The 22,564-nt window shown below is 49.4% G+C and carries 17 protein-coding genes; 11 read left to right on the forward strand and 6 right to left on the reverse strand.

Going from position 1 to position 22,564, the window contains the following annotated elements; genetic code table 11:
- The first annotated feature begins 14 nt into the window (after window positions 1–14).
- Window positions 15–1,232, forward strand: coding sequence for a PQQ-dependent sugar dehydrogenase (locus tag GWR21_RS06035; RefSeq protein ID WP_162330859.1), 1,218 nt, complete (start codon window positions 15–17; stop codon window positions 1,230–1,232).
- Window positions 1,233–1,316: 84 nt separating this feature from the next.
- Here GWR21_RS06035 and GWR21_RS06040 read toward each other — a convergent pair whose 3' ends face one another.
- Window positions 1,317–6,194 carry a PKD domain-containing protein gene (locus GWR21_RS06040; RefSeq protein WP_202929055.1) on the reverse strand — a complete coding sequence of 1,626 codons (4,878 nt, stop codon included), beginning with the start codon at window positions 6,192–6,194 and terminating at the stop codon, window positions 1,317–1,319.
- 336 nt (window positions 6,195–6,530) lie between these two features.
- Here GWR21_RS06040 and GWR21_RS06045 point away from each other — a divergent pair, with 336 nt between their 5' ends.
- From GWR21_RS06045 to GWR21_RS06060, 4 genes are all read left to right on the forward strand, one after another.
- Window positions 6,531–7,031 (forward strand): hypothetical protein, encoded by a 501-nt coding sequence (locus tag GWR21_RS06045; RefSeq protein ID WP_162330860.1) that lies wholly within the window; start codon window positions 6,531–6,533, stop codon window positions 7,029–7,031.
- A gap of 50 nt (window positions 7,032–7,081) precedes the next feature.
- On the forward strand, window positions 7,082–7,231 hold the full coding sequence (locus GWR21_RS06050) for a hypothetical protein (protein ID WP_162330861.1): 150 nt from the start codon (window positions 7,082–7,084) through the stop codon (window positions 7,229–7,231).
- A 100-nt stretch (window positions 7,232–7,331) separates the two neighbouring features.
- Complete coding sequence (locus GWR21_RS06055; RefSeq protein WP_162330862.1) at window positions 7,332–8,486, forward strand: glycoside hydrolase family 43 protein; 1,155 nt, start codon at window positions 7,332–7,334, stop codon at window positions 8,484–8,486.
- A 269-nt stretch (window positions 8,487–8,755) separates the two neighbouring features.
- Window positions 8,756–9,295: a hypothetical protein gene (locus GWR21_RS06060; protein WP_162330863.1), complete on the forward strand. Its 540-nt coding sequence runs from the start codon at window positions 8,756–8,758 to the stop codon at window positions 9,293–9,295.
- Window positions 9,296–9,426: 131 nt separating this feature from the next.
- Here the strand turns inward: GWR21_RS06060 and GWR21_RS06065 are convergent, their stop codons facing one another.
- Window positions 9,427–9,945 carry a GNAT family N-acetyltransferase gene (locus GWR21_RS06065; protein ID WP_162330864.1) on the reverse strand — a complete coding sequence of 173 codons (519 nt, stop codon included), beginning with the start codon at window positions 9,943–9,945 and terminating at the stop codon, window positions 9,427–9,429.
- Entirely contained in the window at window positions 9,929–11,137 is a 1,209-nt protein-coding gene (locus tag GWR21_RS06070) for an MFS transporter (RefSeq protein ID WP_162330865.1), read from the reverse strand. The genes GWR21_RS06065 and GWR21_RS06070 overlap by 17 nt, the downstream gene beginning before the upstream one ends.
- An 84-nt stretch (window positions 11,138–11,221) precedes the next feature.
- Between GWR21_RS06070 and GWR21_RS06075 the strand changes: the two genes are divergently transcribed.
- The 3 genes from GWR21_RS06075 (at window position 11,222) to GWR21_RS06085 (ending at window position 13,258) form a co-directional block, all read left to right on the forward strand.
- Complete coding sequence (locus tag GWR21_RS06075) at window positions 11,222–12,094, forward strand: LysR family transcriptional regulator (protein WP_162330866.1); 873 nt, start codon at window positions 11,222–11,224, stop codon at window positions 12,092–12,094.
- 81 nt (window positions 12,095–12,175) lie between these two features.
- Window positions 12,176–12,676 carry a DUF3347 domain-containing protein gene (locus GWR21_RS06080; protein WP_162330867.1) on the forward strand — a complete coding sequence of 167 codons (501 nt, stop codon included), beginning with the start codon at window positions 12,176–12,178 and terminating at the stop codon, window positions 12,674–12,676.
- 351 nt (window positions 12,677–13,027) lie between these two features.
- The gene (locus tag GWR21_RS06085; RefSeq protein WP_162330868.1) at window positions 13,028–13,258 is read left to right on the forward strand and encodes a hypothetical protein; all 231 of its coding nucleotides are present in this window, start codon (window positions 13,028–13,030) and stop codon (window positions 13,256–13,258) included.
- Window positions 13,259–13,276: 18 nt separating this feature from the next.
- On the opposite strand, the gene GWR21_RS06090 is transcribed toward GWR21_RS06085, so the two are convergent.
- The gene (locus tag GWR21_RS06090) at window positions 13,277–13,642 is read right to left on the reverse strand and encodes a DUF2200 domain-containing protein (protein ID WP_162330869.1); all 366 of its coding nucleotides are present in this window, start codon (window positions 13,640–13,642) and stop codon (window positions 13,277–13,279) included.
- 126 nt (window positions 13,643–13,768) lie between these two features.
- Here GWR21_RS06090 and GWR21_RS06095 point away from each other — a divergent pair, with 126 nt between their 5' ends.
- Complete coding sequence (locus tag GWR21_RS06095) at window positions 13,769–15,457, forward strand: RluA family pseudouridine synthase (protein ID WP_162330870.1); 1,689 nt, start codon at window positions 13,769–13,771, stop codon at window positions 15,455–15,457.
- Window positions 15,458–15,524: 67 nt separating this feature from the next.
- Window positions 15,525–16,283, forward strand: a complete 759-nt coding sequence (locus GWR21_RS06100; protein ID WP_162330871.1) for a methyltransferase domain-containing protein — start codon at window positions 15,525–15,527, stop codon at window positions 16,281–16,283.
- 58 nt (window positions 16,284–16,341) lie between these two features.
- Here the strand turns inward: GWR21_RS06100 and GWR21_RS06105 are convergent, their stop codons facing one another.
- Entirely contained in the window at window positions 16,342–19,533 is a 3,192-nt protein-coding gene (locus GWR21_RS06105; protein WP_162330872.1) for a zinc-dependent metalloprotease, read from the reverse strand.
- A 231-nt stretch (window positions 19,534–19,764) separates the two neighbouring features.
- Here GWR21_RS06105 and GWR21_RS06110 point away from each other — a divergent pair, with 231 nt between their 5' ends.
- Complete coding sequence (locus GWR21_RS06110; protein ID WP_162330873.1) at window positions 19,765–21,630, forward strand: 7TM diverse intracellular signaling domain-containing protein; 1,866 nt, start codon at window positions 19,765–19,767, stop codon at window positions 21,628–21,630.
- Between the two features lie 23 nt (window positions 21,631–21,653).
- Here GWR21_RS06110 and GWR21_RS06115 read toward each other — a convergent pair whose 3' ends face one another.
- Complete coding sequence (locus GWR21_RS06115) at window positions 21,654–22,550, reverse strand: omptin family outer membrane protease (protein ID WP_162330874.1); 897 nt, start codon at window positions 22,548–22,550, stop codon at window positions 21,654–21,656.
- Window positions 22,551–22,564: the final 14 nt, after the last annotated feature.

Raw genomic sequence — 22,564 nt, forward strand, 5'->3', positions numbered from 1 at the left:
ATACATTCAAAGCAATGAAAAACCTACTCTTGATTCTTACTGCCAGCGCTACGCTCGCTTTGCATGCCTGCTCAGATGACCCGGATGGCGTAAACGATCCTACGTATCCTCCTGTTGAAACGGAAAATCCAAACACAAACTATCAGCCTGCTTTCCAGGGCCAGACCCGGGCCGGAGGTGTGCGAACAACCACGAAACTGGATACGACCATTATTACGTCCGGACTCACCAGCCCCTGGGGCGTCAAAAGCCTTCCGGACGGAAGATTGCTCGTCACCCAGAAAGGTGGTACCATGCGTATCGTTACACAAACCGGTACGCTGAGTGCACCGATAACCGGCCTACCTGCTGTCAATGCCAATGGCCAGGGCGGTTTGCTGGGTTTAGCACTTGACCCTTCTTTTGCCAGTAACCGGATGGTATACTGGGTTTTCTCAGAAAATGTCAGTGGTGGCACAGTCTCCGCTGTAGCCAAAGGACGATTATCCAGTGATGAAAAAACGATAGAGAACGCTACCGTTATCTACCGGGCACTCCCTGCATACAACGGTACCCTCCATTATGGTGGCCGTATCGTGTTTGATGCACAGGGCAATCTTTTCGTAAGTACCGGCGAACGCTCCGACCTCGCTACCCGCCCCCTGGCGCAATCCGTAGAGGCGGCGCTTGGGAAAGTCCTTCATATCACCAAAGAAGGACAACCCGCTCCCGGTAATCCGTCATTCGGTGCAGAGGCTTTACCTGCATTGTATAGCATCGGACACCGTAACCCTCAGGGACTAGCCATTCATCCTGCTACCGGAGAACTCTGGCAGGGAGAACATGGCCCAAGAGGTGGCGATGAGATCAATCGCGTACAGGCTGGTAAAAACTACGGATGGCCAACCATCACCTACGGTATCGAATATAGCGGCCAGAAGGTAGGAGAAGGTATCCAGCAGAAAGAAGGTCTCGAACAACCTGTTTACTATTGGGATCCGGTAGTATCTCCCAGTGGTATGACCTTCTACAGCGGCAAGAAGGTACCTGAATGGGAAAACAACCTGTTCATCGGTGCGTTAAGTGGTCAGCATATCGTACGACTGGTCATTGAAAATAATAAGGTCACCGGTGAAGAAAGATTGCTGGCTGGCGAAGGCCAGCGCTTCAGAGATGTCACACAGGGAACTGATGGCGCACTGTATGCCGTGACAGATCAGGGCCGCTTGTACAAACTGGACAAAGCTCAATAACAACGATTCTTTATAAAGAGAAAGGCCGGGAAAATTCCTGGCCTTTCCTGTATGTATACTACCCTGTTTAATAATAAGGTTGCGCTATCTGACCACCGTCACCACCCCCCTGAACAGGAACGTCGTTCCATCTTCACACATCGTCTCAATAGCATAAACATAAGTGCCAACAGGTGCTATCTGCCCTTTCCAGGTACCATCCCAGCCAGCCGTGGCACTGTTTATCTGGAAATGATCTCTTTCAAATACAAGGCTCCCCCATCGGTCATACATACGCATGGACACTACTTCCTTCACTCCCCGCCCCTTCGGATAAAACCATTCGTTCTTTCCGTCCCTGTTCGGCGAAAAAGCGGTTGGCAGGAATACCGCGCCCTTGTCACAGGTCACTTTCACAAACACCTCGTCCGTCGCACTACAACCATACCTGTTCTCCGCAGTTACCATATAGGTCGTGGAAAGATTAGGGATCGCCTCCGGTGTGGCACAGGTGGCACAATCCAGGTATTCCGCCGGTGTCCATTCCCATTTCACCACATCTGGACTACTCTCTCCGCCCAGTCTCACAGGTGTTCCTGCCATTACGATGCGATCCGCACCTGCATGCACAGTCGGTAACGCATGCACACGCACGGCCAGGGAGGTATCTTTTGTAAAACAGCCATCTGCATCGTAAGCGGTCACCTGGTAGGTGTAGTTGCCCACCGCATTGATCGTCGCCTTCGGATAAGGACTTGTAGCATTATCCAGTCCCTCCCCTTTCCATACATAATGATCCGCGCCTGTTACCCATAGTGGCAACACCTGTCCCAGGCATAGCACCGTATCTGGTGTAGCCTGTATCGTGAATGGTTCCACTACTCGTATACTAACGTCATCCGTCTCCTTACAACCATTAGCATCCGTCACCGTTACCTGGTAAGTGGTACTGCTTCGCGGTGATGCTACGGGTGCTGCTATATGCGCATCACTCAGGTACCGTGCCGGCAACCATTCATAACTAACGCCTCCGCCTGCACTGAGCGTAGTAGTATTCCCTTTGCAAATAAAGTCGGCGCCTGCGACAGCGTTTACTACTGGCTTCGGCAGGATACTGATACTATGGCGCGCCGTATCACTGCATCCTTCATTGCTCATCCCTATCAGGGTCACTTCGGCCGGGCCCACGGTGGTGTATGACTGGTCCGCAGGTAGCGGCACAGTACCTGTATTGCCATTGCCAAAATCCCATTTCCAGGTAATATCGTTCTCTTTGGTGACGGTTCCACCAAGGGTGACCGGAGCATCCTGACAGGCCTGTGCAGGACCTGTAATAGTCAGCTCCGGCCTGGAATAAGCATGTATCGTTTTACTGACGGTCTGCACACAACCATAGGCAGTCGTTGTTGTCAATGTAAAGGTATATGGCTGTATCTTATCCAGGTAAAAACGGGGTTCTGCAGTCGTATCCTGCTCAGCCGGCACGCCCGTTTCGTACGTCCATTTATATGTTGCTGTCTCTTTTAATCCGTCGATGGAATAACTGTTGAACACCGGCGTAAATGACACCCACCCTTTATCACAGATCAATGCCGGCGCAGCGTTCAGCTGTACATCCAGTTTGTCTATCACAATAGGTTTTTCCAGGAACGCCGTACCTTTGCAACCTGCCTGGTCAGATAGAATAAGACGGGGATGATAGATGCCGGGTTCTTTAAAGGTATGCCTGATAACCGCATCGGTCGTCTCCATCACAATGCCATCTGTAAAGTCCCATGCGAAATTGACAGCCGCAGTTGCGTCAACCGTGAATGCTATCTCCCTGGTAAGACAGCCGCCATTCGCAGAAGTAGCGATCGTCGCATACGGACCTTTCACTTCTACTTCCTGTTCATATTCATCCTCAGTGCCGGCACCTCCCTGTACTTTGAGTTTGACGGTATATTTCCCTGCATGGGTGTATGTATGAGAGGGATCACTGATGGTAGAAAAGCTACCGTCTCCGAAATCCCAGTAGGTGTTTGTATAGTTGACAGAGGTGTTAGTGAAACGCGCTATTACCGGCGGGCAGCCACTATTATTGACGAACTCCGTCGTAAAGGTGAACGCGGCGATCACGCTGGATACTTTTATCTGCTGACGGGCAGTATCCGTACAGCCATTGTTGTCCTTTACCATGAGTTTAACCGTGTATAGCCCCTTGTCAGGATAATGCTTGTTCGGACTGTATTCCGTGGAGGAAGTCTGATCGCCGAAGTCCCATGTATAGGTAGCCGTACCACCTGTTACCGTTGTGTAGTTGTAAAATGATACGTCACCACCCGGAGGTATCCAGGCGGCACTGGGCATAAAGTCAGCGTTAGGACCGTTCACCTGCACCGAAGGCCCTGCGGCCGTGCTGGTACAACCATCCTGATCTGTCACCGTCAGCTTCGGATAGAAATAGCCGGATCTGTCATACGTATAGGTGAAAGGTGGTGCAGTGAATAGTTTTGCAGGACTACCATCCCCGAAATCCCAGCTCCAGCTCCTGACAGGCTTTCCCTTCGAAATATCTGTCTGGTCAGTGAATGTCAGCGCTGTACCCCGGCATTCCTGTAGATCAGGCGCCAGAAACGCGGCTGCCGGTCCATGTACATCCACTATGACGCGGTTGCTGGTATCCGGACATCCCTGCAGATTATATGCTATAAAACGGACCGTATCCTTACCGGGCTGCATATTTGTAAAACTGGCCTGTTCGAAGTTGTAGTTGTACCAATCAGCAGGAGTGCCATCAGAAGCATACCAGGCGTAGGAGTAACTATAGATAGACCTGTCCATGGCTGTTACACCTGCCACCATTGTTTCGTTGGTACACATAGTGGTCTTGTCCGATGTAATGGTAATGGGTGATGGCGCATATACATGAATGTTCAGCGAGTCTGTACTGGTACAGGTGCCATCTGTCACCGTCAGCCTGACCATGTACATGCCTGTTTTATCAAACTGATGTGTAACAGGACTGGTCTTCGTTGTATAGGAATTCTCTTTCCCATCGCCCCAGTTCCAGGTCCAGCTGTTAATCGTTCCTGTTGACTGCTCATCAAAAGTCATCACAGTACGGTTATTACAATCGACAGGCTGCATGGAAAATCGCGGAAAAGGATTGACGGCTGTGATGTAGGCCGGTTTAGTGATGGTCGTATTACATCCATAGTTAGAGACCGTCAATGTTACATCATAAGTACCTGGTGCCCGGTAGCTATGTACATCATTTTGCAGATAACCAGGACCGGAGTTATCACCAAAGTCCCATGCCCACTCATTCCCTACATCGGTCGTAGCATTGAAATGTACCCAGTTGTTACCACAGATCTGCGGCGCCTCCGGAGAAGAGAAGTCAGGCTTTGGTTTTCTGTAGATCCTGATCGCGTAATAAGAAGAGAGGTTCACTGATCCCTTACAACCATTCGCAGTTGTATAGGTCAGCGTTACCGGATAAGTGCCTTCATGATCATACGTATGTGAGGGTGTAGCTTCCGTCGATACCGGACTGCCATCACCAAAATTCCATTCAAAGCCGACGATGGAATCATTGGTACTGATATAGCTGCTGAATGCAGTAGACATGCCCTCGCATCCCTGTGCCACGCTGGTGTAGACGTAGACTTCCGGTTTTACTACATTGACATAGCGGTCAGTCACACTGGAACACCCTGCTGCATTGATCGCAGTGAGCCGTATATTGTAATACCCCAGACTATTATACACAACAGAAGGATGTTGCAGGGCAGACGACTGACCATTGCCAAAGTCCCATGTCCAGCTGGTAGCACCCTGCGATTTATCCGTCAGCTTAATAGTAGCAGGCACATCACAGATTGCCTGCTGGTCGGTGGTAAAATCAGCTACAGGTGAAGCTTTCACCACATAGTCCTTCGTTACAGTCTCCTGGCACTGCCCATAGTTAGCCGTCATGGTCACTTTCACAGTGCCTGCTCCTGCCGGCTGATAGGAAGCCGTGACGTCAGATCCGTAGATGTATCCCTTGTCTGTGCTCCAGGTGATACTACCTGCCAGCGGACTATTCATCGCATTGAAGATAGCCGTACTATTATCACAGCTGCTGGCGGGCACCTGAAAGTCTGATGTGAAGTTGGCTACATTGATCTCTTCCGATGTCTTAGTGGCCGTACAGCCTTTATCACTCGTTACTGTCAGCTTCACCTTATATACGCCTTTCGTAGCGTATGTATGCGTACCCGGATCAGCACCAGCGGCGTTACTGCCATCTCCGAAATCCCAGGCACAGGTGAGGTTACCCGGACCCGCAGCAGCATTGGTCACGGTGAGCACACCGGGCGCTGTACAAAGGAACTTGTCGGATATACTAAAATCAGCCGTGAGTGCAGCTGATACGTCGACTACATTACTGATCTGTTTTGATGCCGTACATCCGTTACTATTAGTAACGGTAAGTGTCACGGTGGGTGATAATGCATTATTATAAGTATGCACAGGACTATTACCGGATGCAGTCGTACCATCTCCGAAGTCCCAGCTCCAGGTACTGATCGTACCATTCACGGGATTGGATCTGTCTGTAAAGGTGACGTCAAAAGGGACACAGCCTTTTGCAGGACCGGCCGTAAAGTCAGGTACAGGTTTCTCCCATACGGTAACGGTCTTTACAGCAGTACTGGTATTGCCGGCAGCATTCTTTACAGTGAGTGTTACGTTGTAGTTACCTGGTGTGGTGTAGGATGCACTGGGACTTTGTTCTGTTGAGGTGAATCCGTTACCCAGGTCCCATTGCCAGGATACAGGGGTACCAGTAGAGTTATCGATAAATTTAGTGATCAGATTCTCGCAGTCGCTCGTCTTCGTTGGCGTAAAATCAGCTGTCAACTGCCCATGTGCAGCAACACACAGGAACAGCAACATCCAAAGTACAGCACAGCTGGTGGCAACACGACGTGTTACCTTGGCATTCAGGAACATAACTCTAGTTAGGCAATAGAAATAAGCAAAAGTACTAACTCACGTTGCTAATTGAGCCTCGTGTTTTGTTAACGCTTTGTGAACGCGGAAAGCCCTGCTGATGCGGCTTTTGGGGCATACTACTATTTAAAGGGTATATAAGATCACCCGTTTACCTAAGCTGTCGTTGGCCTCAGCAGCCTGTCTACACTACTGATACGAGTATATATACTACTCAATAAACACGATAACACTTCATTCAATGTGAAAAATTATTAATATTTGTACTGACATAATATTGTAGCGATCCTGTATCCCATTCTCAATAACAATTAAAAGTTCAATATACCTATGAATGTGAAAAACACACTTATTAAAATAGCCATCTGTATCGTACTGACATGGGCTGGCTGGCAGCTGACAGACAAGGGAATGTCAGGCGCATCAAAGGAAGAAAGATTAAAATACGAGCAACTGTGTAAACGCTCAGTGAAGACAATAGGTAAGATAGATGAGCAGTATGAGCAGACCAACATCAAACTCATAAAAGGCTCCAAAGGCGCTGACATTTATACCTTCAACTACGTATATACGGTAGATAATACGGACTATAAAGGCCATTTTACAATTAATCACCTGCCCGCAAAATGGGAAACCGATGTTTGGTATGATCCCACAAACCCTTCCCTGCATGCAGAAAGTGAACCCTGTGAACGCATGGAATGGTATAAAAAACGTGATTATCCCTCCTGGTGGGCATGGATTGGCATACCGTTACTGCTGATAGGCGCAGGTACTTTATACAGTACGTTGAAAAGCCTGCTGAAGTCTTTACTGGCTCCTAAGCCCAGACAATAGACAAGCAGCTGCTGGCTATATACTGGTCAGCTGATATCGGTATAACTACTATGATGTACAACCGGAGTGACACCACTCCGGTTGTGTCGTTTACCAGCGGCTCGTTTCAGTTGCTGTCGGGCCTCGGTGTTACTGCGGATATCGCTATCTGCTGTATGGAAACGGCATCTTCCCGACCACAGGAACAAACAGAAAATTAAAAGAACGTTGTGTATATTAGCGACTGCGGTCTGTTATACATAAAAGATACCTTGTACTATGTAAACCCATCACCCGCATCAGTTTTATAAATACCAACGAATGAAAAAACTCATTAACACCTTAGCTGGTCTGTCTTTACTGCTCACTGCACTGCAGACTAGTACATCCTGTGCACAGACTACCGCAACGGCCCCGGCCAATACTTATCAGAACCCGCTGCAGGTCGCTTTCGGAGATCCGTATGTGCTGCATGTCAAAGGTGATAAATACTACATGTATGGTACCGGTGGTACCGCCAGCAAAGGTTATGGCGCTTATTCCTCTGCTGATCTGGTGCACTGGAAAAACGAAGGGCAGGTCTATTTTGCCAGTAATACCAACGGATGGAGTGATTCTACTGCAGCGTGGGACGGCGCCTACTGGGCACCTGAAGTCTATGAAAGGAACGGGAAGTTTTACATGTTCTATAGTGCGCAATGGAAGGAGAATCCTGCTAAGGATGAAGAGAACTTCCGCATTGGCGTTGCCGTAGCTGACAAGCCCACCGGCCCGTTCATTGATCTGTATAAACGCCCGGTATTCGATCCGGGGTATCCGGTTATTGACGCCAATGTCCTTTTCGATGATAATGGTAAAGCCTACCTGTATTACTCCCGTTGTTGCTATAAACATCCGGTACAGAGCGAAGTGGCGGAATGGGCAAAGAAGCAGGGCTGGTTCCAGGAAGTAGAAGAAAGCTGGGTGTATGGTGTGGAGTTAAAACCTGATTTCAGCGGTGTGATAGGTGAACCTGTATTGCTACTGCGTCCGCCAGTTAAAATGAGTGATAAACAGGCTGCCTGGGAAAGCCGCTCTGTTACCTCCCGAGAAGTGAACCGCAGATGGACAGAAGGTTCCGTGGCATTTAAGAAGGACAATACCTATTACATGATGTATTCTGCCAACTATTTCGGCGGAAAAAACTACGCCGTTGGGTATGCTACTGCAAAGAGCCCGTTAGGCCCCTTCAAAAAGGCCGCTAATAATCCGGTATTGCAGAAGAACGTAGAGAAAGGTGGTGTCGTAACTGGCACGGGACACAATAGTATCACCTATTCTCCGGACGGGAAAGAAATGTTCTGTGTATATCACGGAAGGACGTCCTCCACAGGAGACCAGCGTGTGGTGTTCATTGACAGAATGAAGATCACCGACAAAGGCACGTTGGTGGTGCAAGGTCCGACGACAACGCCGCAGCCGTTACCGGCAAGATAACAATCAGGAACTGGCAATACTGAACCATGCAAGCTCAGTCCGGTTCGCTCCACTTTTAATTCTCTTTAATAAGTACAATACCTGAAGACCTGATGCTTTAACAAGCATCAGGTCTTCATATTTTCCCGTCACTTCAACGTCGTTTATATATCACTTCAATATCCTATTGATATATACATGATAACTAAATACCGTATTAATACTCATTTACATTGACTACCTGATGAATTTCAAGTACCTTCGTTATCATAACCTCAAAATTGACTATTATGGCAATTGTTAAAGACAATATCCTCCTGCAGCTTGTGCGGGGCAGCATCGGCAGACAAATCACCATCTACGAAAGGAATGGGCAGATCATTATGGCGAAGAAACGCCGCCCGTCCAATAAAAAACCAACACAAAAACAACTGGAAGCCAGGCACAAAATGCGCATAGCAGCGGATCTGGCCAGGGATATGATGAATGATCCCGAGATCAAGGCCTATTACGCCTCACTGGCTGGACCAGGCCAGAATGCCTATAATATGGCGGTAAAAGACGCGTATCGCTCTCCCGAAGTACAGCAGATCCGGTTAGAAGATACAGACGTGATAGTAACTGCAAAGGACGAATTCCGCGTAGCGGCAGTGACGGTACAGGTGATCGATGCGGATGGAGTAATCAAAGAGAAAGGCCCGGCAGTTTTAGGCCGTAATGGTGTAGACTGGTACTATAAAGCCGCCGCCCTGCCTGTTGGTGGCCGCATCATTGCGCTGGCAACTGATCTGCCAGGGAAGGAAACCCTGAAGGAATTACTATTGACCTGAGATAATACGACGATTCAGACCACTCCCCGGACCTATACATCCTCCCACACATCAGGGAGCAGCTGCACATGTCCGGAGAGGCCGAACCTTCCTGTATTTATATGATTGAAAACATGCGTCCGGTGTAACTGCTACACGTCGGAGCGGGACAGTACTTTTTCATAAGCTCTCCTGGGGGCGCCTTTCAGATATACTTCCCCGCAATAGGTATAGCCACACCTGTCAAATATCTTCATCATGGCAATATTATCGAAATTCGTATCTACCTTGACACTGTATACCTGGTTACGAACGCTGTAGTCTTCGATGAATGCCATCATCCTGCCGGACAAGCCTTTTCCGAGATGATGCTGTGACACCGCGATCCTGTGTACAACAACAAAATCTTCATTCGTCAGCCATTTGCCCTCAATATTCGCATATGCAGGTTCATCATTGATCAATACTGCCGCATACCCCACAATAACACCGTCATCAGTCAGCACAAAACCAACGCCTGCCTCAATGTCTTCGCGGACAACATCCGGATTAGGGTAACCATTCTGCCATTGCTGACTGCCATCTTCCCGTCTGCGTATAATAGCCTGTTGCAGGATTTCCCAAACCTGGTCCTGTTCTGTCATGAGTGCTTGTCTAAACGCGTATCCCATTTTTATTAGTCTGTTTAATGATAATACAACACAATATTATATTGATAAAGGCTAACGCGCAAAAAACATACAGGAACACCTGTACGCTGTATTGCTGAATTAACCAGCCCGTGATAAATGGCGTCAATGCCTGCGCTATCAGGGGCAAACGTCCCAGCCTGGCAATGATGAGCGCATAGTTATCCCGTCCAAAGATCTCCAGCGGTAAAGTCCCGCGCAGAATAGACCGCATCCCATTACCCATGCCGAGTATGATCACACCACATACCGCCACCTGTGGTATTGTTGACAACAACAGCATACCCGCCAGTATCGCCATCGCTGCCACTACTGCTGTATGCAGCGATGACCTGGAGGGTAACAGCAGATCCAGTATCCTGACACCCGCCTGACTGGGCCCCAGAAAGGCGGCTGTCCTTATCACAGCCGTCATCGCCATTTTTTTATCCGCCAGAATATCTATAAGATGAATGATAATGCCGGTAGCCGCCACTGCGCCGATGGTAAAACTGATCAGCAGTAAATAAAAGAGACTGCCATCAGGAGCCGTTTGCTGAGGCACATTTTGCTGCAGGGAGACCACTGGTTGCTCCCGGCGTTCTGCTGGCTGATGAAATACAGATCTATAAAGCGGCAGTATTGTCAGCAGCAGCATACCCGCGTAGATAAAACAGACAGTACGCCAGTGAAAGTGCTCCAGTAACAACGATAGAAGGTACCAGGAGATGGAGGGTGCGAGTGACGCGATCAGTGTCACCTGGACGATGACCTTGCCTGTACCGGTTCCGTACTTCCTGCCCAGCGAAGCAAACAGTGCATCATATAGCCCCATCGCCATGGCAATGCCGATGATGGTCCAGGCCAGGAGGTAGACCACAAAATGCTGTGCAAGGCCCAGTAAGAGCAGTCCCGCCGCCATCACCACACCGGCATATTGTAAGACGTAGTTATGATCATATCTGTCTATGATACGTCCTATTGCAGGCAGTACCAGTCCGGAGATCAGCAGCGCCAGGGACAAGGCGCTGTACACCATCTGATGAGACCATCCCGTATCCTGCATGACGGGTGCCGAGAGCACGGACAGGAGAAAGTAAGACCCACCCCATAAAAGGATCTGTGCGAGCCCCATGGCGGCAAGATCAGCATAGGACGACTTTACTATTTCCGCAGGTATAACTGTATGCTTCATATTTACTGCTGCAAAGTTTGGGGAATTCCCTACATTGGCAAAACGTTATTTTCCGATGCAGTCCATCGGTAAAACCGATTCTCTATGGAGCTGAGACAACTGAGATATTTCCTGAAAGCGGCTGAACTGCTGAACTTTACGGAGGCGGCCCGTCATCTGCATATTAGTCAGAGTACATTATCAGAACAGGTGAAGCAACTGGAGGAAGAATTAGGCATGCCGCTGTTCAACCGGATAGGCAACAGGATCGTGCTGACTGAAGCGGGAATACTATTCTCCGATTACGCCTCTCAGAGTATCAAAAAAGCGAGCGATGGTATGATGCTGATCCAGGACCTGAACGATCTCAATACGGGAACGATCTTTATCGGCGTCAGTTACGGTTTGCGGAACATTTTCACACAGGCACTGATCCGGTTCACCAACCAGTATCCCAACATCAGCATACGGATCGTCTATGGCGTGTCGGACAGCCTGATAGACATGCTGGAGCGGTTTGAACTGGACCTTCTGCTTATCTTTAAGGACTTCAGCTTACCGGCTCATTTTACATCGGAGGAACTTTTCAGTTCACCGATGACACTCATCACTTCCGCCAGATCCACCCTGTCCCGCAGAACGGCGGTTACATTACGGGAGATCGCGCAACTGCCACTGGTACTGGCCACACAGGGATATAATACGAAACATTTTGTCGGTAAGATGTTCAGCAGCAAGGGACTGGACCCTGAGTTCACCATCGAGGTCAATGACATTCCGACGATGCTGGACCTGGTGAAAACAGGCAAATACCATACGATACATATCCAGCCTGTTGTATCAGGAGCGGGCTTTGCGACGATACCTATCAAGGATAAGAATGTCATCCGGACAGCGACGATCATCTCTCTGAAGGATGCATATGAAAAGAGCGCAATCAGGCAATTACGTATGCTGCTGAAAGAAGTGAAGGTCTGACATTTCCCCTCACCATCTGCAAAAGAAAACTATCTTTGCGCCCGATTGAGCATTACTACAAATTTCTAAACCGAACCGACTATGAGGAAGTTACTGCTGCTGCTTGCGTTCGCGCCTTTTGCCACACTGTCCGCACAAAGCAAACGTGCTATTAAACACAATCAGCCGTTGTCAGCGTCTTACCTGGCCATCAAAGATGCGCTGGTAGCGAATGATTCCATTGCGACAAAGAAAGCGGCGATCACCATGACCGAGGCACTGCAAAAGTTCAGACCAGCGGGTATGCCGGCTGATTCGCAGAAAGTATTCAATGAGACCAAAGCCAGACTGCTGGCAGATGCGACCAGCATGGCGGGTACACAGAACGTGAACAAACAAAGAAAATATTTCAGCACTTTCTCCCAGCGCTTCTGGCAGCTGACGGGTATTATCCCGATGTCCAATGCGACCCTGTACTATCAGCAATGTCCGATGACAGGTGTTACCTGGGTAAGTGATCAGGAAGAGATCAAAAATCCTTATTATCCTAAGAACATGCTGACCTGCGGTAAAGTGATCGCAGCACATCCAGCTGCGTTATAAAAAGGCGGGTGAATGATCAGCAGGAAACGACTGTATGAAAACGCCGGAGGTAGGACACTCCGGCGTTTTTATTTGTTACAGGGTCAAAGATGACAGATCAGCCATTATTTTGATGTAAAAGACTTTGCCGGATCAGCCAACCGCCGCCTTCAGGGTGCTGTAGCCCGCGCTGGTGGACGCGATAACCCGGGTGATCAGTATGGTCAGCATAAAATACCGGCACCGGGGGCGATCCTGCAGGCAAAGGTCGTGAGCCGCCCACACCAGGCCATAACAAACATAATCTTTCCCGGGGGTATACAATTTCAACCGGATTTTTCTTATCTTATCTTCTGCCAAAAACTTACCCCCATGAATCCTTGCTATATTCTTACCTATTCCCTTACCGGCGAATGCGCCGTGAATATAAACAACGTAGAACGGATCGCTCCTGAATCACAGGGTGAAATTCCTGCAGGCCGTTGCCGGCTTCATTTCAGGGATGGTTCTGAGCTACTGCTCGATGAATCCTGTGAGATCTACCGTGAGAAAGCAGCACTTTGTAGTCCAAGCAGGCCGAAGGACATCATCATTTACGGCTGACCCGGCCAATGCTCCCTGCTACGCCACCCGCAGGATCTTGTCCATCTTCCTGCCTTTCGACAGTTCATCCACCAGCTTATCCAGGTACCGGGTTTGCCTGGTGAGGGTATTGTCTATTTCTTCTATGCGGTAACCGCAGATCATACCGGTAATAAGGTGCGCATTTGGATGCAGGGTAGCACGCTGGAAGAAGGTCTCAAAGGTCACCTTCTCATCAATCAGCTCCTGCAGCTTTTGCCGGTCGAAGCCTGTTAACCACTCAATGACCTGGTCTAATTCTTCCTTTGTGCGCCCCTTCTTTTCCACCTTGGCGACGTACATCGGGTAAACGGAGGCGAAGGTCATTTTTGCGATCCGCTGGTTGTGTGTGTCAGTAGTATTCATACCTGGTATTTTAGTTTCCGGTAATTGTATAAAAGCTGCTGCCGTCTTGGGTATCTCTCCTGGTATGCCTTATTTTATCTATTTCGGCAGAAGTGGTAACTTTGCGCCCTAAATAAAGCAAAAAACTTGGGAGAAAATAGTGAAGGTAAGGTATCTTATTTTTTGGACAGCTCGATAGCGCAGATCGCACTACCCGAGCGGTTTACGTTTCCATTCTATTATGAGCCGCATCCTTTAACACGCCTGGCGGCTGCTGAACTGCAACATTATCTGGAGACACAAACAGACCTGGAGCACAACTTCGGACTGGATGCCAGCCAGGACGGCAGTGCCATCGGGAAAATGTTTGGCGTGCTCGTCATACAGGATCAGGCGGGAAAGCTGGGCTATCTATCCGCCTTCTCCGGTAAACTCGCCGGTACGAATGACCATCCAAAATTTGTGCCGCCGGTATTTGATATGCTGGTGGAAGACAGCTTCTTCCTGAAAGGCGTAGAGATCATCAATACCATCAATGCCCAGGTGACCGCACTTACAGCGGATGAGGGCTATCAGCGCCTCCACCGGGATATAGCACAGGCCACCACTACCTCCCAACAGGAAATAGCGGCGTTCCGGCAACAGGTGAAAGATAATAAAGCCAGCAGGAAGAGCCTGCGGGATCAGCTGAGAGCAAGCCTGAATGAGCAGGAATATGCTGCTGCAGAAGCAGACCTGGTGAAACAGAGCCTGTATGATAAGCATCTGCTGAAAACCCTGACAGACAAATGGGAACAACACCTCGAAGGGCTGCACTCAAAACTGGCACAGGCAGAGGCAGACATTGATGCGCTGAAAAATGAACGTAAAGAAAGATCGGCAGCCCTGCAACAGCAGTTGTTCGATCAATATGTCTTCCTGAACAAAGATGGTAAAAGCAAGAGCCTGCAGGAGATCTTCCGTCTGACACCCTTTGGCAAACCACCCTCCGCTGCAGGCGAATGTGCCATGCCCAAGCTCCTGCAATACGCATTTGCCAACGGCTACAAACCGATCGCTACCGGGGAATTCTGGTGGGGTGCTGCTCCTAAATCGGAGATCAGGCAACATAAACATTTCTATCCGGCCTGTACGGGCAAGTGTAAGCCGATCCTGGAGCACATGCTTGAAGGCATACCGGTGGATGATAATCCGCTGCTGGCAGCACCGGAAAGCGACAATACACTCAATATCCTGTTTGAGGATGCCAGCTTCGTCGTCGTCAATAAACCATCCGGATTACGGTCCGTGCCCGGTGTGAATGTCCAGGACTCTGTATATACGAGGTTAAAGCACCTGTTGGGAGATGCAGAACCGTTTATCGTTCACCGGCTGGACATGGATACTTCCGGTCTGCTGGTAGTGGCGAAAACGCCGGAAGCACATAGGCACATCCAGCGGCAGTTTCTGAAACGTACGGTCAGTAAGCGTTATACAGCGCTCCTGTCTAAAGTGATTGAGGATTCAGAAGGTGAGATCGATCTGCCACTGGCAGCGGATCTGTTCAACCGGCCCAGGCAGATCGTTTGTTTTACGACAGGTAAAAAAAGCGTGACGAAGTGGAAAGTGGTAGCACGGTATGAAGCGATGACGAAGATTGATTTCTGGCCACTGACAGGAAGGACGCATCAGTTGCGGATGCATTCCGCACATGAGTCAGGGCTGAATGCACCAATCGTGGGGGATGATCTGTATGGCACAGCGGCAGAGCGTATGTACCTGCATGCTGCGTATATTGAGTTTATACATCCGGTGAGCAGGGAGAAGGTCAGCTTTGAGGCGCCGGTAGCGTTTTAACAGGAGATCAGGATGCACAGCAATAACACACTATTCATATCTATTATCGCAGTTAAAAATCAGCAGTATGCCCTGGAATCCCGAAGTATATAACCAGTTTAAAGAGAAGAGATATGCGCCATTTTATGATCTGATCGGTCATATTCATTCGAAGCCAGGTATGCGGATGATCGATCTCGGATGTGGCACAGGAGAGCTGACAAAAGTGCTGGCCGACAGGTTTCCCGGCAGCCAGGTGACCGGTATCGATTCCTCTGCCGAGATGCTGGCAAAAGTGCCGCAGCAGGAGAACATTGACTTTATTCAGCGGTCAGTGGAAGCACAACTGACCTTACCGGATAAGTGGGATGCGATTGTTGCAAATGCTTCCTTACAATGGGTGGACGATCACGCCAGGCTGTTCCCTGATCTGATATCGAAATTACTTCCTGATGGCCAGCTGGCCGTGCAGATGCCATCACAGAAAGAGAATGTACTGAATCAGTTGCTTTACAAACTGGTACACGAGCAACCGTTCTTTGAAGTACTGAAAAACGCCATACACCATCCACCAGTACTATCGCTGGATGACTATACGACACTATTGATTAACAATGGAGCGAAGGATGTAGTGGTATATCAGAAAGTCTATCCGATCATTGCCGCATCTATTGACACTTTATATGATTTCATTTCCGGTTCAGCGCTGGTACCTTATATGGAGCAACTGGAAGCGCCGCTGCAAGCTGTATTCGTGAGCGTGTTCAGGGACAGGATAGCCCAGTATTACACCTCCTCTCCCATGGTATATGCTTTCAAACGCATCTTTTTAATAGCCCGTTTCTAAGAGAACGGCCAGTACCGGGTAGGTACTGGCCGTTTAATATTACAGGCAATACGTATTTTTATTGCTTGATGACCTTTGTCTTACTCACTTCTTTCACTCCGTTCTTCACTCTGAGGATATAGACACCTGCAGGTAATGCAGAGATATCCAGCTGCGCATTCACCGGATTTAGTTCGCGACGCAATACTACGCGGCCGTTCACATCAAAGATACTTACCTCAGACCTGCCTTTGAAACCTGTCAGGTTCACGTTCACAAAGTTGTTAGCAGGATTCGGGAATACCGCTACTTTCGGCACATCGCTGGTAACCATATCAGTACTACGGCTGGCAGTACCTAACTGCACGCGTAACGTATAGCAGGAGCTTGCATTATTAGCACCACTGTATCCGAATACCTGTACATAGTAAGTACCAGGCGTCACGCTTCTGCTGATCGTTTCACTGCTGGTACCACCTGCCTGAGAAATGTTCAGCTGTGTACCTGCACTGTTGAGGAGTCTCAGGTCATAGTCAGCCGGCAGGGTACCTAACGTAATGGTAATGGTACCCGTTGTGGTGATCACGAACTTATAATGATCAATGTCGCCGGTCGGACTGATAAGACCTGTTACATCGGTATTGAACGGAATAGTGGCAGCACCTGCTATTGTACCATTGGTAGATGTATCCAATGTGTTCGCACATGTTGGCGGAGTTGCCGTAGTGAATTGTGCGGCAGCATAGGCACCATTACCATCTGCGCAGCGGGTCCGCACCCTCCAGTCGTATACAGTAGAGGATGTCAGTCCGCTTAGTCCAGCTGAAGTAGCAGTCGTTGCAGACGCGACACTGATCCAGGTAGCAGATGCAGCAGGTTTATAGTCTACATCATAGCTCACGGCGCCACTTACAGCCGTCCAGCTGATGGTGGCAGCAGTAGTGGTGATCGCAGAACTGGTCAGACCAGTCGGCGCACCACAGGTCGTGCTGGCGGTGGTAGTGAACTGGGCAACAGAGTAAGAGCTGCTATCGCTGGTACAACGCGTCCGTACCCTGTAGTCATAGGTCGTACCAGCGGCCAGACCTGTTAAGCCAACAGCAGTACCCGTTGTTCCTGAGATGGCGTTGATCCAGGTAGCAGATGTAGTTGCCTTATAGTCCACATCATAAGATACCGCGCCACTTACAGCAGCCCATTTCACCACAGCAGATGTTGCGGTGACAGCGGAATCAGACAAAGCGGAAGGAGACACACAGGAGGAGCCGGATACGATAGTGAAGTTCGTATTGGAGATATCAAAGAAGATATTGCCTACTGCTTCTACCTTTATTCTGGCGGTGGTAGTTGCTGTATTAGGAATAATGACACTTTCGCTACCATCATTCGGTGTGCTGGCCACGAGCGTGTTGAATGTATTACCACCATCTGTAGAGAGCGATATTTTTACATTAGCCGTGCTAACTGGTGAAGCAGTGGTATTTGCTACATTCCAGGTGATGGTCTGAGCGGAGTTACCAGCCCATGAGACAGCGGTATTGGGAGCCGTTACTGAAAACGGACCGGACGCGTTGCTGACAGTCACCGTCATCTCTGCGAAGTTGGTCTGCCCGATCGTTACCGGCGCTGTAGAGCTGTAGGGTGCATTGTCCCTGACCGTTAACCGGAAGCGTAACGTTCTTGCCACCGAGCTCAGTGCTTCCGTGTTGGCACCCGCGTCACCACCTGTCAGCGGACCGGATACCAGTCCGCCGGCGAGGATAGTGGCCAGTTTAGGGAAATATCTCGTCGGGGAAGTCGTAGCAGGCAATGTCAGCCAGTTAGGACCTGTTGCTTTAGTAGGACTGGCCACGCTACTTGCACCTGTCTGGGAGGAAGAAGCGTTGTCGTATTGCTCCCAGCAGTAGGTCAGGACATCGCCGGGATTAGCGTCCGTCGCTGAACCCGTCAGGGCAAACGGCGTGCTGACAGGGATGGTATAGTTACCACCAGCGCTTACGACAGGCGTAGCGTTATTGCCACTGATGCTGGTCGTTACCGGGCAGGATTTAGTAGCGAGGTTACTCTGGATCTGCGCGATGGAGGCCGCATGAAAGATATCAATAGAGTGATTGGCCATATCCTGGCTGGTGATACCAGCATAGCCCATGATGGTGATACCGGAACCAGGTTCCACGTTAACGCCGGTACCTTCATTGCTCATAGAGAATGTATGGTTAGCGCCCAACTGGTGTCCTACTTCATGCACCACATAGTCGATATCAAAGTTATCGCCCTGCGGGATGTTATCCGCAGGAGAAGTAAAACCACTTCCTTTTGAGTTATCGACACAGATACAACCGATACAGCCAGCGTTACCGCCACCACCGGATGCACCGAACAGGTGACCGATGTCATAGTTAGCCGCACCTATTACGGAGTTCAGCGTATTCTGTAACTCGCTGTTCCAGGCGCCACCAGCACCGGAACTGGCATTTGAATAGGGGTCTGTGCTAGCCACATAATAGAATACACTGGTCGTATTGGACACCAGGTTCAGATGGATGGCCAGGTCTCTTTCATAGACACCGTTACAACGGGTCAGGGTTGCATTGACAGCAGCCAGCACCAACCCTACCTGCGACGCACTGGTCGCACCAAAGTAATTGGAGTATTCAGCCGTTACTGACTGTGCCAGTCGCAGTGTTTTGGCATCGCCGGTTGACCGGGCAGCCACGTTGGGTACCTGGCGGCTGATGTCAGTGGCCAGCCGTTCTTCAGGTGTAGAACATTTCCAGGGCAGGGAGTTCGGTCTTTTTTTGAACACCGTGTACACCGTATGATCGGCGGAATAAGGTTCTATGAACTCATTTTCCTTACCCGTACGGAAGACCATCGTCTGAATACCCTGTGGGGACACGCTTAGTTTTAAGGTAGCGTATTTATCAGTGATCCCCTTACCAGAAAAGGATCTTATTTCCGGAAACCGTGCCTGCAGGGCGGGTTCGAAGTTAGATGCCTCTGTGATCTCGAACTGTTCGATCTGTCCGTCGGCGTTGGGCAGGGAAATAACAGTAGTACGCGTGGCAGCATTACCAACAGTTTTAAATGCCTGCGCCCTGAAAGGAGCAATGTTCAGATCGAATAATTTAAATTCAGCCGGAAAGGCGAGGCGGGATACGGCTTTATCCGGAATGATCCTGGCGCCGTCTGTGTGGGGTCTCCAGTAGTCCTGAGCAGACAATACAGTACTGCACAACAATGCTACTGCCATGAGTAGAAGTGATCTCATTTGCTGTTAGGGTTTAATGATGAAGAATAGTAGTTATCATAAATGTAGCAGAACTCGCTGCGGCGGTAAATGTATCCGCACACGATCATTGATAACCTATAAAATGGACAATACTTCCGGAAGGCCCTTTGATTATGTACAGATAGTTTATTTATTTTCCCTTTTTTAAAAGATGCAAAGGATTAAATGGATTTCCTTTGATCTTCAACCAAAATTCCACCGTTCATCAAAATGGCCTGCTTCTACGTACGTTCCACGCTGTATCTGACAGTTATTTACTGCTGCTGCTTTCTGACATGCCTGCAGGCACAACGGCCTGCGCATATTGACCACAACACTGCCGAGTATATATTTACCTATGATGAGATCCACTGGCTGGAAGACAGCGCTGGCACGATAAGTTTCAGTGAGGTCAGGGCCAGGGATGCCACCGGCGCATTTCAGCCTAATCCGTATTACTATCCGAAGAATTTTAACACCCGGTCAGCGTACTGGTTCAAGGTGCGGCTAACTGTTTCGGGTCCTGCGGTAAAAAATCAGCGCCTGATCGAATTTTATGACCAGACCATCAATGACATCACGCTCTATCTGCCTGCTGTCAATGGCGTTTATACGGCTGCACATGCCGGGGCAGGTCAACCCTTTGCAGCGCGGCTTTACCGGCATAAGAACTTTGAGTTCCTGATACCTGAGCTGTCGGCCGGTACTTATGTATACTATGTCAGGATCAAATCTTTGAATGAGATCAACTTCATCATGGTATACAGGTCGGTGGAGCGGTTCATTAACTATGCACTGGTAGAATATATCACTTATGGGTTGTTCTATGGTATGATACTGGTTTTCTGTTTATACAATCTGCTGATGCTGCTGGCCACCAGGCTCAGTCATTATCTTTATTATGTGTTGTATATCGTGAGCGTCGGGGTGTATGAAATGAGTACAGACGGCATTGCGTTTCAGTTCATATGGCCGGGTGCCCCGGCACTGAATGAATATATGTACGGTATTTCGCTGTATTGTATGAGTATGTTCGCACTCATTTTTGCCAGAACGCTGCTAAGGGTAAAAAGACAGAGCCCCGCGCTGTATCGGCTGCTCAACTGGATCATCATTATACGGACACTTTATTTCGCGGTTTGCCTGTTGCTCCGCAAAGAATGGTTTATCTATAAATTCCTGGATCTCATTCCGCTATTTGCGGCGTTCTGCTCTGGTTTCATCATCTGGTACAAAGGCTTTAAGCCGGCGCGCTTCTTTGTACTGGGCAATGCATTCCTCTTCATTGGGGCTATTGTAAAACTGATCACAGTATTAGGCTTTGTGAAAGGGGTATCAGGAGTGGTGGGACACTACAGTATGGTCTTCGGCTTTGTCCTGGAAATGGTGCTGTTCTCCTTTTCCATCGGCGATCAGGTCAGGCTTTTCAGGAAGGAGAAAAAGCAGGCCCAGGATGACGCCTTCTTTCATATGCAGCACAACCTGAAGTTGCAGGCATCCGTCAATCAGCAGCTGGAAGAGCAGGTAGCCGCCCGTACCAGGCAGCTGGAGATCCAGTCCAGGGAGATACAGGAACAGGCGCAGGAGATCGCGCGTATGAACAGGTTACTGGAAAAAGATAATGCGGCACTGAAAACAAATATCGAAAAGATCACGGATGCGCGGATCACGTCTGCGGAGCTGACATTCGAAGAGTTCAGCCAGAAGTACCCTGATCAGGAAAAATGTTACCAGTTCCTGGCCGATCTGAAATGGAGTGATGGATTTGCCTGCAGGAAATGTGGCTATACCAATTACAGCAAGGGACGTAAGCCTTTCAGCCGGCGGTGCAACAAGTGTGCGTATGAGGAGTCACCGATGCATGACACGATCTTTGAAAATAACCGGATCCCGATCAATAAGGCATTCTACATCGTCTATCTGGTATTTACGACCAAAGGGCACATCTCTTCTTATCAGATCGCGGAGAAAACAGGTATGCGCCAGGGTACCTGCTGGGCATATGCCACCCGGGTCAAAAATCTGCTGGAGATGGAGGGCGTGGTTGCTAAAAGGAATAAAAAGGCAAGCTGGACGGACCTGATCAGGAAGACATGACAAACGTGGTGAGTCTGTCCGTATCAAAACCGGATAACAGTACCCATCGTCACGCTGGCTGCACTGGAGAATGCACCATTAAACTGTGTGGTCTGTACAGTTCCCGATTCAAGGAACAATTTGTCCGTGCCGTTCCCTGTTTCAGCCCGGCGATATACTCCTGATACAAACACTGACAAATAGCCTTTAAGCCGGAAAACAGCCCCTAAAGCCGCCTTTACATCGAATCCGCTGGCCTGTTGCTGAAAACTGACCGGATGCTGAAAAGCAGCGATCAGGTTCCAGTCAGCCAGTGCGGTGTAGCGCATCTGGCTATACAGCACCTCCACTGTTATGTCCAGCCAGGAGGTGACCTGATATCGGCCTGCAATGCCTCCGGTCATCCCTTTCCAGCGGGTATCGTAGGTACAGCGGAGATTTTTCTGTCCGGGAACATAAGCCGCATGATCGAGCAGGAACAGTGCCTCCCTGTTCTCCGCATATCCGGCCGATACAGTCATACGCATACGCCTGCGTTGCAGAAAATGGTAGCCTGCATACAGGCGGAAGGCGGATAAATTGCCGGCATCACTATCCAGCTGCGCGTGGTAGGTAGGCAGGCGACGATCATCGTCCGCATAATCAGTATCCGTAGCCGTACCTGTTGTGATAAAGCATTTTGATCCCTCTGCTCCGATGAATAATTCGCCGCTGAGCGGCAGCCGTACCGTAGCAGTAACCAGGGGGCCACTCACTGCCCGCCATTTTAGTTCGGAGAGAATATCGGGTGATTGTCCGCTGCCTGCACCGGCTATTGACCATCGCAGATCAGCCGTCTGATAACCACCTGCAGCCTCCACTTCCAGTAGCGGAGTCCGGCGCTGTGCATGGACGATGCCGCAACAGCAAAGTAGTAAGCCTTTGAGTAGTATAAATTTCATATCATAAGAGGTAG

It is taken from the genome of Chitinophaga agri (assembly GCF_010093065.1).
Classification (GTDB): Bacteria; Bacteroidota; Bacteroidia; order Chitinophagales; family Chitinophagaceae; genus Chitinophaga; species Chitinophaga agri.